The organism is Finegoldia sp. BIOML-A1, from assembly GCF_009678325.1.
Lineage (GTDB): Bacteria > Bacillota > Clostridia > Tissierellales > Peptoniphilaceae > Finegoldia > Finegoldia magna.
Window position 1 is genome coordinate 333,411 of record NZ_WKZF01000001.1, and the last position, 14,231, is coordinate 347,641.

Annotated in this window: 16 protein-coding genes; 2 read left to right on the plus strand and 14 right to left on the minus strand. The window is 34.4% G+C overall.

Going from position 1 to position 14,231, the window contains the following annotated elements; translation table 11 throughout:
* Positions 1-8: 8 nt before the first annotated feature.
* From GKG00_RS01565 to GKG00_RS08930, 9 genes are all read right to left on the minus strand, one after another.
* The gene (locus GKG00_RS01565; RefSeq protein ID WP_154253927.1) at positions 9-740 is read right to left on the minus strand and encodes a YdjY domain-containing protein; all 732 of its coding nucleotides are present in this window, start codon (positions 738-740) and stop codon (positions 9-11) included.
* 92 nt (positions 741-832) lie between these two features.
* The gene (locus GKG00_RS01570) at positions 833-1,342 is read right to left on the minus strand and encodes a hypothetical protein (RefSeq protein ID WP_002835680.1); all 510 of its coding nucleotides are present in this window, start codon (positions 1,340-1,342) and stop codon (positions 833-835) included.
* Positions 1,342-1,788 (minus strand): DUF4430 domain-containing protein, encoded by a 447-nt coding sequence (locus GKG00_RS01575; protein ID WP_225559912.1) that lies wholly within the window; start codon positions 1,786-1,788, stop codon positions 1,342-1,344. The genes GKG00_RS01570 and GKG00_RS01575 overlap by 1 nt, the downstream gene beginning before the upstream one ends.
* Positions 1,789-1,790: 2 nt before the next feature.
* Positions 1,791-3,368, minus strand: a complete 1,578-nt coding sequence (locus GKG00_RS01580) for an ASKHA domain-containing protein (protein ID WP_154253929.1) — start codon at positions 3,366-3,368, stop codon at positions 1,791-1,793.
* On the minus strand, positions 3,349-4,377 hold the full coding sequence (locus GKG00_RS01585) for an MtaA/CmuA family methyltransferase (RefSeq protein WP_154253930.1): 1,029 nt from the start codon (positions 4,375-4,377) through the stop codon (positions 3,349-3,351). The genes GKG00_RS01580 and GKG00_RS01585 overlap by 20 nt, the downstream gene beginning before the upstream one ends.
* Before the next feature lie 7 nt (positions 4,378-4,384).
* A complete protein-coding gene (locus tag GKG00_RS01590; RefSeq protein WP_154253932.1) occupies positions 4,385-5,038 on the minus strand; it encodes a corrinoid protein in 654 nt (217 codons plus the stop codon).
* A 1-nt stretch (position 5,039) separates the two neighbouring features.
* Positions 5,040-5,822, minus strand: coding sequence for a uroporphyrinogen decarboxylase family protein (locus GKG00_RS01595; RefSeq protein ID WP_154253933.1), 783 nt, complete (start codon positions 5,820-5,822; stop codon positions 5,040-5,042).
* Entirely contained in the window at positions 5,815-6,231 is a 417-nt protein-coding gene (locus tag GKG00_RS08925; protein ID WP_241673632.1) for a hypothetical protein, read from the minus strand. Before GKG00_RS08925 ends, GKG00_RS01595 begins: the two co-directional genes overlap by 8 nt.
* Positions 6,232-6,249: 18 nt before the next feature.
* The gene (locus GKG00_RS08930; RefSeq protein ID WP_241673633.1) at positions 6,250-6,693 is read right to left on the minus strand and encodes a GTP-binding protein; all 444 of its coding nucleotides are present in this window, start codon (positions 6,691-6,693) and stop codon (positions 6,250-6,252) included.
* A gap of 380 nt (positions 6,694-7,073) precedes the next feature.
* Here GKG00_RS08930 and GKG00_RS01605 point away from each other — a divergent pair, with 380 nt between their 5' ends.
* Positions 7,074-8,147, plus strand: a complete 1,074-nt coding sequence (locus GKG00_RS01605) for a uroporphyrinogen decarboxylase family protein (protein WP_154253935.1) — start codon at positions 7,074-7,076, stop codon at positions 8,145-8,147.
* Positions 8,134-9,456 carry a Na+/H+ antiporter NhaC family protein gene (locus GKG00_RS01610; RefSeq protein WP_154253937.1) on the plus strand — a complete coding sequence of 441 codons (1,323 nt, stop codon included), beginning with the start codon at positions 8,134-8,136 and terminating at the stop codon, positions 9,454-9,456. The genes GKG00_RS01605 and GKG00_RS01610 overlap by 14 nt, the downstream gene beginning before the upstream one ends.
* A 67-nt stretch (positions 9,457-9,523) precedes the next feature.
* Here the strand turns inward: GKG00_RS01610 and GKG00_RS01615 are convergent, their stop codons facing one another.
* The 5 genes from GKG00_RS01615 to GKG00_RS01635 form a co-directional block, all read right to left on the minus strand.
* Entirely contained in the window at positions 9,524-10,990 is a 1,467-nt protein-coding gene (locus tag GKG00_RS01615) for a C69 family dipeptidase (protein WP_154253938.1), read from the minus strand.
* A 125-nt stretch (positions 10,991-11,115) separates the two neighbouring features.
* Complete coding sequence (locus tag GKG00_RS01620) at positions 11,116-11,325, minus strand: AbrB/MazE/SpoVT family DNA-binding domain-containing protein (protein ID WP_002834937.1); 210 nt, start codon at positions 11,323-11,325, stop codon at positions 11,116-11,118.
* Between the two features lie 30 nt (positions 11,326-11,355).
* Complete coding sequence (locus GKG00_RS01625; RefSeq protein ID WP_094206741.1) at positions 11,356-12,195, minus strand: metal ABC transporter permease; 840 nt, start codon at positions 12,193-12,195, stop codon at positions 11,356-11,358.
* Positions 12,189-12,860 carry an ATP-binding cassette domain-containing protein gene (locus tag GKG00_RS01630; RefSeq protein WP_154253940.1) on the minus strand — a complete coding sequence of 224 codons (672 nt, stop codon included), beginning with the start codon at positions 12,858-12,860 and terminating at the stop codon, positions 12,189-12,191. Before GKG00_RS01630 ends, GKG00_RS01625 begins: the two co-directional genes overlap by 7 nt.
* Positions 12,861-14,177, minus strand: a complete 1,317-nt coding sequence (locus GKG00_RS01635; protein WP_094224286.1) for a zinc ABC transporter substrate-binding protein — start codon at positions 14,175-14,177, stop codon at positions 12,861-12,863. It abuts the gene before it with no gap.
* Between the last annotated feature and the right edge of the window lie 54 nt (positions 14,178-14,231).

Consider the following 14,231-nt stretch of genomic DNA (forward strand, 5'->3'; position numbering starts at 1 on the left):
TACCTCTATTAATCTTCTAGAGTATAAGTTACAGCTACATAAGTTCCATCTTCTGGAAGTACATCAGGGTTACCAGTAAATTTAACTTCGTTTCTCTTTTCTACAGCTCCATTAGTGTAAGTTGTATTAGAAATAATTCCTACTGGACAAGAGTCCAAGCAAGTTAGGCAACCTGTTTTTTTGTTTTTTGCTCTTTCTAAGTTTCCACCAAATCTAAAATCAATTTTCTTTCCATTGCTATCTGTGATTACTTCGTTAATGTCATAATCTTTTCCAGCGCCTTCCCAAGTTACAGTAGCACCTATTTTAGATCCTTCAACGTGAGTTTCAGCTGCATTATCTGGAGTCATATTTTCACCAGGTTTTGCACCAATTTCGATTAATGCGTTGTAGAAATCTTCTGGAGTAGCATAAGCAGTAAGAACTGATTTTGCTCCGTTACTACCGTCAGTATTTACAGAAGCATGTCTTGTGTTTTCTGTGAAGTATTTTCCGTTAACTGAAGATAATACTGTAATTTTCTTAGCTTCTTTGTCAACTTTGATTGGGTTATCCAAAGAAACACCGTTTACTTCGTCAGCTTTCTTTTCTTCTGTTTTGTTTTCTTCTGTTTTAGCTTGTTCAGTTGTTTCAGTTTTGTTAGATTCTTCTTTTTTATCGTCTGCTTTTTGTGAACAGCCAGCTAATCCTACTATCGCTAGACATAAAAATCCAGCCAATAATTTTTTTCTTAAATTCATAAATAATCCCTCCATTATCAATTTGATGTTGTTATATCATCTAAGTTTAATACTGTTTGCAATTTAAACTCTATGAAATATTTTTTTTAATTTTAATTCATGATTTTTTTCTTGCCGGTAATATAATCTTCTAACTTGTATATCAGAAAAATGTATATTACAGCATTTCCAATCATATGGTTGATATCAAATGGAATTGATGTCATGTATCTTGCAATGAATACATTCATTCCCATAACAGTCATGCATTCCATCAACGTGATTATAAGTCCATACAAAAATCCCGACACAGACAATGCGATAGTTTTCGTTACCAATGTTTTTTTCAATTTAAAAACATTAAAAATTGCATAGTTAAATACAGCCAAGATGAAAAAGTCTACCACTTGGAACAAAACCCATATTCCAAACCCAAGCACAAAACTTGTGACTACCATCGTGACTGCATTTACAAATAGTGACTCTTTTAGGTTTTTTTCAATTGCAAGTATCAGTATGACATCCGACAAGATTTTTACATTCGGAATTATATTCAAATAAATTCTTGTCAGGATGCATACTGCTGATAATATTGCAATTCTAGTCAAATCACTAGTTTTCATTATTTCATTTCTTGAAATTTGAATTCTATCTTGTCGTTTTCGTTAACTTTGTAATCGCCGATTCCTACTTCTGCCATCTTGTCGTTAACATAGTACATCCAGTATTGTTTCTTAGCTGGATCTTGTTTTACACCTTCCAATTCAGTCATCATACCTTTTTCAAAAACTGCTTTGTGATTTTTTTCAAGGTAAGATTGCAAGTTTTCATCTTTTTTAATTTCTGCATCTTCTTTTAAGATTTCCTTGTTGTTAACTTCATCCATAACAACAATTGAAACCTTAGTAGCTTCACTCTCAGATGCTTTTTCTTCTGTTTTGTTTTCATCTGTTTTTGCTTGTTCTTGTGTTTGTTCTGTTTTTTGTGGCTCTTGGGCCTTATCTTTGTCAGCGTTACAAGCTGTCAATGAGAACACAAGCATCATCAATACCAATAATTTTTTCTTCATAATCATCTCTCCTTTGGAAATTCCATCGCCTTAGCGAATATTTTTTCATAGTCCTTTGTCATTGATAATTCTATATAATTCATATCTTCAGCAAGAGTGGACATTTCTTCTTTTATTTTATCATTCATTAAACACATGTACGCTCCTATTAAAGATGAATTACCTACATAACTTATTTTGGATTCAATTTCGTAAGGTAGAATGCCCACACCTACGATTGACGATGGTTTCAAATGACTTCCAAATTGACCTGCTACGATGCATTCGTTCAAATCAGAAATATCCAATCCCTCTTCATCCAAAAGTTTTATAAAACCAGAAAGTATCGCTCCTTTTGCAAGTTGCACTTGTCTGATGTCAGATTGCGTGATAACAAGTTCATCAGTCATCATGAACTCTCTTTTATCGTCTACAATTCTTACCAAATCTTTTCTAAAATCATCGACAGAGTTTGGGTCGATTATCCTTCCTCTTTTGTTGACGATTTTATTTCTAACAATTTCGCTGATTACAGAAAGAATACCACTACCACAAATCCCTTTTGCAGGTTTGTCTCCGATAGTTTGTAATTTTACGTTTGACCCATCAATTACAACATCTTCGATGGCTCCTTGTTCTGCTCTCATTCCACATTTTATATTCATACCTTCGAGTGCAGGACCAGCTGCACAAGAACAACAATACAATTTGTCATTAGTCTTCAAAACTATCTCACCGTTTGTACCGATATCTATAAACAGTGTGTTTTCTCTGTTTCTCATATCAGTAACATAAGCACCTGCTACAATATCTGCTCCGATATACGCTGAAACATTTGGTAAAGTGTACAATTTTGCGTCCAAATTCAGTCCAATATCTTCGCACATCACACTCTTTGCTTCAGTGAACACTGGTTTGTACGGGAATTTCCCCAAGCTTCTTGCATCCACTCCCAAAAGCATGTGAACCATCGTAGTGTTCGCCGCAATATCAACTTCTTTGATGTCTTTTCTGTCGATTTTTGATTCGACAATCATTTTATCAATAAGTTTATTCATAGAACTTACAATGCTGTGTTGGAGAATTTTCGCTGCATTTTCATTTTCAAACTCAAACGTAATTCTCGTAAGAACATCCAATCCGTACTTTGTTTGGGCATTAAGTGCGGAGTTTTTTGCGATGATGTCTCCAGTTTTCAAATCTACCAAATTCATGCACACAGTTGTAGTACCAATGTCCACACAAATCCCGTAGCCGTCCCTGAATTGTTTTTCAAACTCTGGCATGTCCCCTGAATCGAGCACATCAATGGAGCTGTTTTCGCTCAAAGTTTCAACGATGACATCGCCACTCATTGTAACTGCACAAGAAAGCCTAATACCATTTTCGATTTCTTCTTTTTTAAGAAGTCTTTTTTCGGTATCAGTGATTTCATTGACATTTCCTTCTATGATTTTAATCTTGCACTTACCACAAGTTAGCTTACCATTGCATGAGTTGTCGATGTAGACGTCATGTTCAAGCAAAGCATTCATCAAATTGTAGCTTTTGTCGTCTTCTAATTCAATTGTTCTGTTTAAATTATTTATTCTTATCTTCATAATCGTAATTCTTCGATGCTGTTATTATTGATTTCAAATTTTCAAGTGGTGATCTCATACCTATTCCACAAGCTGGAGATAGAATATTTGATCCGTTGTTTACTGATATTTTTGCCAATTTTTGGATCTTTTCACTGTCTGAGTATTCAAGCGCATAAGTCGACACATTGCCCATCAACACGTGATGCTTCAAAACTTTCTTCGCATCTTTCAAAGATACTATAGAGTCGAAGCTCAAACAATCAGAGTGAATGTCGTTGCACAAATCAAGTACAGGAGTCATTCTTCCACATATGTGAACAATTTTTGGAACGTCTTTGATTCCATCCAAAAACTTATTCAAATATTGTACAGTGAATTCTTTGAAGAATTTAGGTCCCATAATTTCACCAGTACCAGAAGGATCTGAAACTGCGATAACATCTGCTCCTGCGTCTATTTGTCTATTCGCAAATTCTATTAAATGATCTGTCACATAATCCATAAATTCGTGAACTCTTTGTGGGTCTTTTCTAAGAGCCTTGTAGTATTTTACAGAATCCATTATTGATGATGCAGTGCTAACAGGTCCTGTTATGTTTCCGATAATTGGTGCGTTTTTTTCTTCGTCCTTCAAGATTTTAATAGCCTCAATCACGATATCACTTCTGGAATCTTCCTTCTTGAAATCTTTTATCTTTTCCCAATCTTTAATGTTATCGAATGCGTATTCAATAACGTGTGGTTCATAAATTTCATTTCCAAAATCGACAACAGAACCCATATCTTCAGCTTCAATCGTCATGCAGAATGGAACTCCGATATTCTCAAAAATTTTCTCATCGTAGATAGCTTTTGCCAAATCAGCCATTTTCCTGGCATCCAAGTGAGCTTCTGGAAGATAGATATCTTTCAATTCCATTAGCTCTTTGGATATCATATTCATCATTCCACCCGGACAAATCACAGGAATTCTGTCGATGAAAATATGATTTAAAGCATTCTTCAATCTATCTTTTTCGTTAATCATTTCTATCCTACTGATCTTTTCCAACTAATTTCTTAGCAGCTTCCACAGCTTCTACAGCATTTTCAGTGTAAGAATCTGCGCCGATTTTATCAGCAAAAGCTTGAGATATAGGTCCTCCACCGATCATAACTTTGAATCTGTCTCTAAGACCTTGTTCTTTCAACATTTCGATAACTTTGCCCATGTTGTCCATTGTAGTTGTCATTAAAGTTGACATACAAATCAAATCAGCATCGTTTTCGACTGCTGCATCGATGAAGTTTTGTAATTTAACATCACGACCCAAATCAATCATCTTAAATCCTGCAGTTTGCATCATCAATTTTACCAAGTTTTTTCCGATATCGTGAGTATCTCCTTCAACAACTCCGATAACCCCAACTCCAAGTATGTCGTCGTCATTCATTTCTACATATTTTTGTAAAACGTCCAAACCAGCATACATTGCATCACTGCAAAGCAAAATATCTGTGATAAAATATTCTTCTTCATCAAAAAGCTTACTTGCTTGTTGCATACCTTTGATAAGTCCGTCGAAGATACCTTGTTTAGCATCAAATCCCTTGTCTATATATTCTTGGCACACCTCAGCGATGTCTTCATCTTCCATTTCTACTACCATTTCTGCCATTTTATCTAAATATTCTTGTTGTGTATTCATACTACCCCCTAATTAAAATCTCATTTATCTTCTTAAATTTCTTATCTGACAAATTCATACATCTGTCTCCGAAAATCTTGTGTTCTCCTTCAAACAAAAAGTCTACGTATCTTTGTTCTTCGTCATTTTCAATAGGTTTAAATTCTGCTTTATCCAAGCTTATCAACGCCATAGTTGATTTTGGACATAAGTGAAAATTAAATGGCTTGTCGATATTTTGAATATCTTCCAAAAATTTCATCAATAACTCGTCCACATATAACTGCATTTGCTTAGGACCAATAATATCAGCACCCGCCAAACTATCGGAAAAACTAATCAATTGTATTCCACTGTCAACCAATTTTTCGATATATTCCACCAAAGCTTTTCTGATTTCATCGTAAAGTTCAACGATTTTATCGTGTTTTTTCCTAAAAGATCTGAAAACCACCTCAGAGCTTGCTAAGTTATCTAATATAACCAATGGACCTGCAACCTCAACGATAATTCTCTTCTCATCTTTCATTTTGTCAATTGCTTCAAACAAAGCCTTAACATGTTTTTGATTGTAATCAAAATCAATCACAATATCATCCACATTATCGTACTTGTACTTGCTGACTTTTCCAAGTTCTGCGACAGCACCCATAGCTTCTGATTCTAATGTAGAAGACATCGGAATACTCGCATAGTCCTTATCCTTGAAATGTTCTACCAAACAGTCCGCATCTTCAAATAATCCCGGATCAGTGATGGGTGTAGTTTCCATTACAATACAGTCATAAGTTCCAACTTTACTCATTATTCACCTCGATTATTACAAAATCATCGCTATCAGATAACGAATCTGATACTTCTAATCCACTCAAAGTTTTGCTAACGAAAACTTTCTTATCTGCAATCTCTACATTTCCCTTCGCTCTCACGATACTTTTTGAATCCAAAAATTTTTCCAAATCTTCTTTTGAATTGAATTTCAATTTCTTTTGAACATTGGTCTTAAACTTAGAATCCTCGTGAGAATGCTTGTCGTGGTCATGATGATGGTATTTGCCACAGCATTTGTGACCGTCGCCGTGACAACAACATTCGTGTTTGTCTTGCTTTTTATTATCATAAAATTCACTTACAATATCTGCTGGATTTATCTTTCTGAAATCTTCCTTATGAATAATTGCATGCTTGTTAAATTGTTCGATTGACTTCTTCACTTCTTCGATTTTTTGTTCTTACAAGTTTTCAATGTTCGTTATGTATATTATATCAGCATTTTTGATTTGATCATTGAAAAATTCTCCGAAATCATCGTGAAAACAAATGTAGCTGTCACAATCGACAATTGTCACACATTTTTGGATTTGCAAATTTTCTTCGTCTTTCAAAACTTCCAATATATCCGTTAGCTTTGCAACACCTGTCGGCTCAATTATGATGTATTCAAATTGGTCTTTGTCGATTTTGTGAATAATTTCCTTAAAATCGCTCTTCAACCCACAACAAATACATCCCGAATTGATTTCAATTATATCGTCGTTTTTAATCAACATTGAATCAATACTCACATCTCCAAATTCATTTTCCAATACCAAAGTATTTTTGGAAAAACCCAAAATGTGATTGATAAAAGTTGTCTTGCCTGAACCCAAAAATCCCGACACTATTATTGTTTTCATATTATCACCCATTTTTATTTTAACATATTTGATATTGGATATTGCCCAAATAATAATGACTTATTGAATAATCAAATAAATCAACTTTTAGGTTTTATTAAAGCATATACTTTGTTGTGATAAATTAATATGATTATTTTTGTCTTATATTTCTTTTTGCCAATTAAGAAATCATTATCACAAAAATATTTTTGTGCGAAACTAAAAATTTTTAATCTACAAATCAATTTTATTAAGTTTTTATTTAATTTGAATGAATAAAAACTACCACTTATAAAATATTTCAATAAATGACTGAATTTTTCTATGATAGAATTATATTGCAATTTATAGCAATACATTTATTAAATTATTTTTAAAATTTAAAAAGGAGGATTTATATGTTCAAAGATGAGATGACTCCAAAGGAGAGAATGGAGGCCTTCTCAAAAGGTGAAGAAATGGACAGAATTCCAGTTGTCCCTGATATGGGTGTTACTATGAGTGACTATTTGGGATATAAAACTTGGGATTATTATTCAAATTCTGATGTAATCGCCGATACGGAAGTAGCTTTGTTCAAAAGGTTCTACCACGATTCCATCAGTGTATCCACTACTTTAAGAGGAATGGCAGAAGCCATGGGAACTGAAATTTGGTATCCAGAAGATAGTATTTCACAATTAAAAGATCCAGTTGTGAAAAAGGTCGAAGATATCGAAAAATTAAAAATCATCAATCCATTAAAAGATGGAAAGCTACCAGTGTTGATCGAAGCATTGGAAAAAATCAGAGACCAAGTCGGAGATGTTGCATCAATCGGTGCTGCAATGACTGGACCATTCTCTGTAGCCGCAAGTGTTTTGGGTACTGAAACTTTACTTCGTTGGATGGTTAAGAAAAAGGATGCCGTTCATAAAATTATGGATATCATAACAATCAATAACGGAGAATACATTAAGGAAGTTGGTAGTAGAGGATTTGGAATGGGATTTGCCGATCCAGTTTCAAGTACTACTTTGATTCGTAAGAATCAATTCGAAGAATTTTCACTTCCATATTTGAAGAGAAATATTGCAGATGTAAAAAAATACTGTGGTTCTTCTGCAGGGTTACATATTTGTGGTGATTCTAAAGATTTGTGGCCACTATTAAAAGATTCTGGAATTGGTAACTTCTCACTTGATAACTGTGAAAGTTTATTGGAAGCAAAACAAATTCTTGGTAACGACATTGTTATCACAGGAAATGTTCCTCCAGTAGATGTTATGTATTTGGGAAATACTGAAGATGTTAAAAAATCTGTAAAAGAATGTATCGACATCGGTTACGATTCTCCATGCGGATATGTGTTATCTACAGGTTGTCAAATTCCAAAAGGAACAAAATTAGAAAATATCGATGCGTTCATGGAATATGGACGTGAATTTGGAAATTATAAAAGATTAAAGGAGCTAAAAAATGAAACCAAATAAAAAAGCACTTCTTCCACTTGTAGTGTTCGTGCTATTCTATGTATTATCAGGTGTAGTATTATCACTTCGTGGAGTAGAAATGCCATTCTATCAAATTCCTTCACCTATTTCTATAATGATTGGTGTTGTTGTAGCATTCATTATTTTTGAAGGAACTATCAACGAAAAAGCCGACGACTTCGTAAAAGGTTGCGGCGATGAAAACATAATAATCATGTGTATTATTTACTTATTAGCTGGAGCATTTGCTCAAGTTACTAAAGCAAGTGGCGCTGTAGAATCTGTTGTAAACTTCAGTTTATCAATCGTGCCTGTAAACTTCTTGGTACCGGGAATTTTCTTGATTTCTACATTCTTGTCAATTGCAACTGGTTCATCTGTAGGATCAGTAGTAGCATTGGGACCTATCGTATTTGGTGTTGCAGAAAAAGTTGGTATCAATCCAGCACTTATGCTCGCAGCTTTGATTTGTGGAGCAATGGCAGGAGATAACTTGTCACTTATTTCCGATACAACAATAGCCGCTACAAGAACTCAAAACATTGGAATGAAACAAAAATTTGTAATGAACTCAAAATTCGGTTTCCCTGCAATTATAATTTCTACAATTATTTTCGCAATTATAGGAAGACCAGAAACGACAATTACAATGGTAAAAGAAAGCTACAACTTAGTTTATGTAATTCCTTATTTATTAGTTATCGTAACTGCTTTGATGGGAATGAACGTATTGTTGGTATTATTCTCTGGTACATTATTAGCAGGAATAATCGGAATGATTTACGGAAAATTCGACACAATCATGTTGTCTCAAAAAATTTTCGAAGGCTTCACAGGAGTATTAGACATATTCCTATTATCAATGTTCACAGGTGGACTTGCTTACATGGTTAGAAAACACGGTGGTATTGATTGGATTATAATGAAAGTTAAAAAGAAAGTTAAAGGAACAAAAAGTGCCGAAGCTGCAATCGCAACATTAGTTGGACTTACAAATGTTGCCATAGCAAACAACACAGTTTCAATCTTGATAACTGGTCAAGTTGCATCAGAAATGACAAAAGAATACGACGTAAAACCATCACGTGTTGCATCACTTTTGGATACAACAAGCTGTGTTGTACAAGGAATTATCCCTTATGGAGCTCAAATCTTAATCGCTTCTGGACTTTCTGCAGGAAAAGTAGCGCCAACAGATATAATTCCATTCTTGGTTAACCAATACGTATTATTGGCGATGATGATATTGACAATTATCACAAGATTTGGAACAAATTCAGACCCTGCTACAGAAGTTGCAGATGATTAATAGCAAAACAAAACACCTCTTATGAGGTGTTTTGTTTTGCTATTAATTCATTTGTTATCGTTAAATATTAGTTATCACTTCTTGCAAATCCGTTTTTCATTTCGCAGCTTGCTGTGAATAAAACGTCGTGAAGTAATTTGTCTGTTTTTTCTTTCAAGAAGTCTGACATTTCTTGGTTTGCTTTTTCAAGTAATTCGTGAGCGTTTGCTGAATTTTTAGCAAATTCTTCGTCGTATTTATTGATGATTTCGTTGGATTTAGATTGAATTGCTCCTTGATATCTTTCGATAAAGATTGCTGTTTTGTTGAAGTGTGCATCGCAAAGTGCAGCTATGATTCTGTTAGCCCAGTAGAAGTTTTCTGATGTTGCTCTTACTACTTGATCACCTACATAGCTTGGTGTTGTTTCTACGTTTGCGTAGAATGCAACTGCTGCGTTGAATGCGTTGCTACCGAATGATAACCATTGAATTGCTCTGATTTCTTCTGGAGCGTAAGGTCTTATTTGTGTAAAATGAGTTACATTGTCACGGCTAATTCCCAATGGACGATACATTCCACGGTAGTTTGGATCTCCATGTTTTGCGTAGCAATCGTAAGGTGTTCCTTCGTAGTGGCTGGACAATATTGTCTTCATATCTTCAACTGTGATTTTTCTTTCTGGTACCATTGCCCATGGCAAATCATCAGATTCTGGTGTAAAATCAGCATCAACTCCATCCCAAATCAATGTGTTTGGATTGAAATATCTTAGCATAATCCATGCTCTTGGTGTGTTGTATGTGTGATCTGAATGATCATGAGATCCGTATGCTAATCTTGGATTTACATAATCTTCTTGATCTAAGAATAGGTGATGTTTTTCGGACCATTCTTTCAAATCTTTTGAACACATGAATTCTTTTTGTTCGCCGTATGCATCATCGAAATCAAAATAATCAATTCCCAATTGGTTTGGCATTACAACGTATGCATCATCAGGAACTCTTCTTGCCATCCAGTGATGTCCACCGATTGTTTCCAACCACCAAATTTCATCAACATCTTGGAATGCGATTCCGTTTGATTCATAAGTTCCATGTTCTTCTAATAATTTTCCTAATCTTTCAACGCCTTCTCTCGCTGAGTTGATGTAAGGAAGAACAAGAGTTACGAAATCTTCTTCTCCAATTCCTCCGAATTTTTCATCTTTTGTTGGAGATTGAATCAAAGGATCTGCTCCTTGAACTCTTGGGTTTGTAGTGATAGTTTCAGTAGCGCTCATTGAAATGTTTTTTTCGTTAACGCCTGATGCCGCCCAATCTCCTTCTGATGTGTCTGAGTTTGGAAGTGCTGTATATCTCATAGGATTATCAGGTAAATCCACCTTACATCCAGATAAAACTGATTCGTATTTTCTTGGTTGATCTTCTGGTTTTACAACGATAAATCTCTTAGCTGTAAAAATTCCAGAAGGAGAATCTTCACTTCTTGAAATAATTGTGGAGCCGTCAAAGCTCGCTTCTTTACCTACTAATAATGTAGTACATGCCATAATTACATACCTCCTTAAATGTGATACTTTTTTTAATATCCAATATCATTATACCCCTTTTTTCATATTTTTTACACAGAAAAAAGAAAAAAAGACTATCGTATTTTTTGATAGTCCTTTTGATTTTATTCCTCTTCGTTTAATGCATCGATTGTGTCGTCAGTCAATCCCTTTAATTTTTCGACATAGTTTGCATCGTGATTTTTCTTAGGAATCAATATTATCCTGTCATTTTCAAGTTCACACTCAAATATATCTCCAACTCTTAGGTCGTATTTTCTCATTAATATATCTGGTATAGTAATTTTGTTTCCTTTTTCTACTTCGAAATTCATATTATCCTGCCTTCTTCTGTAATGTTGTGTTTACTTTATTTTAGCATTATTTCGTGAATTTGAAAAGTTTTTCCTATTTGGTTGTTTAATTTTTGAATATGCTACAAAAACTATCATTCCTATAACTGCATTTACTACGATTGCTCCACCTGGTTTAATATCAAATTGATAAGATTGAACTATTCCCAACATCATATACAAAATACCAAGTATTATCGTTATGATGTATGTTTTCTTGTAGCTTTTTGCAATTATGAGCGCTGTGGCTACGGGAAGTACAATCAATGATGTCACCATCAACGCTCCAACTATTTTCACTGCAAGAGCTATAGTAATCGCTGATAAAAAAGTAAATATTGCATTAATTCGATTTACTTTCACCCCAGCAAGACGTGCGATGTTTTTGTCGATAGAAATAGCCAATAGTCCGGAATATTGCGATATAGACACCACTAAAATTAATATGAAAATCACAGAAATATTTATCACATCTCTGTTTGTTACAGAAGAAATGCTTCCGAAAAGATACGATTCAAATGAATTTCCTCCTGGAGCAAAATCAGATAATATCGCTGCAATTCCAAGTCCCGTACTCATTATGACAGCAGTTGCCATATCTCCGTATTGTGGGAATTTTTTTCTGATTAATTCTATTAAAAATGCCGCTACAACACAAACTATTGCAGAGCCTACTAATGGGTCGAATCCTAAAATAAGTCCAAGCCCAACTCCACTAAGAGCAGTATGAGAAAGCGCATCTCCTATCATCGATGTTTTACGATTAACCATTATTATTCCAATCATCGGAATCATTATCGAAAGCATCAATCCTGCTACCAATGCTTTTCTCATAAACGCAAATTCTAGCATTTTACAAGCCTCCCTTCAATCATTTCGTATTGTGTTCTCTCAATATCCAAAGCTTCTATTTCTTTTATTTCGTGAGTTACCATTATTACAGTTATGTTGTAATCTTTGTTGAGTTTAGCAATTGTTTTTATAAATTTCTCTTTGTTTTCTTTGTCAACACCTGCAGTCGGCTCATCGAGTATCAAAAGTTTCGGCTCGTTAATCATCGCCCTGCAAATCATAGCTCTTTGTTGAAGTCCTCCCGACAATTCATTTACAGGACGATTAATATATTCTTTCATACCCATTTCTTCCATAATTTTCCTAGCTTTGTCGTAATGTTTTTTGCGTGCGACTTTAATTAGCCCAAAATCTTCATACAAATTTAACGTTACAAGCTCCAAACAAGTAATCGGAAATGCAATTTTGTTTACGATATTTATTTGAGGAACATATCCTATATCTCGGTAGCTCTTGTAATCTTTAATATTTTTATCCAAAACTTTGATTTCTCCGTCATCAGCTTTTAACTCTCCCAGCATTAATTTCAATAAAGTTGATTTACCGCTTCCATTTCCTCCAAGAATTAGAGCCATCTCTCCTTGATTTATCTTCAAATTCAAATCTTTAAGCACCAAATCTTCATTATAACCAAAATTTAAGTTGTTAATAGTTACTGCATTCATTTATACACCTGCCTTTTTCATAGATTCGTATAAGTTTTTCAAATTCATCTCAATTAATTCGATGTATCCTTGATTATTGTCCTGTTGCTCTTTTGTTATAAATTCCATCGAAGCCAAAGGCTTTATATCTCCTCCCAATTCTTCCGATAAAGTCTTCGCTTCTTTAGGAGGTTTTCCATATTCATAAAATACCGTAGTAATGTTTTTCGTTTTCGCAAAATCCACGGCTTTTTTTATTGTTTTAAGACTTGGACTTTCCATGCTAGTAAGACCTTCTAATGGATACTGAGTAAGCCCAAAATCCCTCGCTATATATGCATAAGCGTAATGTGTTACCAAAAAGCTTTTGTTGTCTAATTTACTAAATTTTTCTTTGTATTCTGCGTCAATGTCTGTCAATTTATCAACGTATTTCAATTTATTTTTTCGATAAATTCTCTCGTTATCTGGGTATTTTTGTATCAATTTGTCTTGGATACTATTCAAATATTTCTTTGCATTTACGACAGATAACCATGAATGTGGATCGTAAGTTATCTTGTCAAATCCTGACGAAGAACCTTCCATTACAGGCTTTAATTTGCCCTCATCTTGAAGCAATTTTCCATTAGTATCTTGTAAATAATATGGTAGCAAATCTTCGCTTATTCTGTCCGATACGAAAATCCACTTGCCATCATCTTTTATGTTGTAAAATATCTCTCCAGATTCATGACCCATTTCAAGGCCATATACTTTTCCTTCTTCAACATCGAAAGTGTTTTTTTGGTGAACAATCTCACCTTTTTGATTCATAATTTCCTTAGCTTTTTTGACTAATTCTTTTTTGTCTTCTCCATTGTCCTTGAAGAACGCAACCCTCATAATATCTTCATGAGTATGCCCAAAATCTATTTTTCGTTTTCCCTTTGTTAAGTCCAATTGTGCCATATATTGAAAATCGCCCCTTGCAGCAGCTCCTTTATACGTGATTAGCTCTACAGAATCCGACAACTTCAAAATATCCAAATTAGGCAAATTCTCGTGCACCTTGTCTACCCAATGTTCCATATTCGCACCATTTACAACCAGCAAATCTGCATCGGCAAGTTTTTTCATATCCTTAGCAGACGGCTCCCACAAATGAGGCTCCTTATCCACAGGCATAAAGGTTCTCACCTCAACAGTATCTCCTGCAATCATCTTCACCAAATCATGCACAGGAAAAAACGATGTGTAGATAACCGGTTTTCCTGAAGATTTTTTCGTGTGATTGGAACATCCCGCAAACAAAACCATGCACAAGGCTAATAGAAAACTCAAAAATCTCTTTTTCATCTAAATTCTCCTTTTCAAAAATCAAAGGACAGGTCGTCCCTGCCCTTTGTCAAT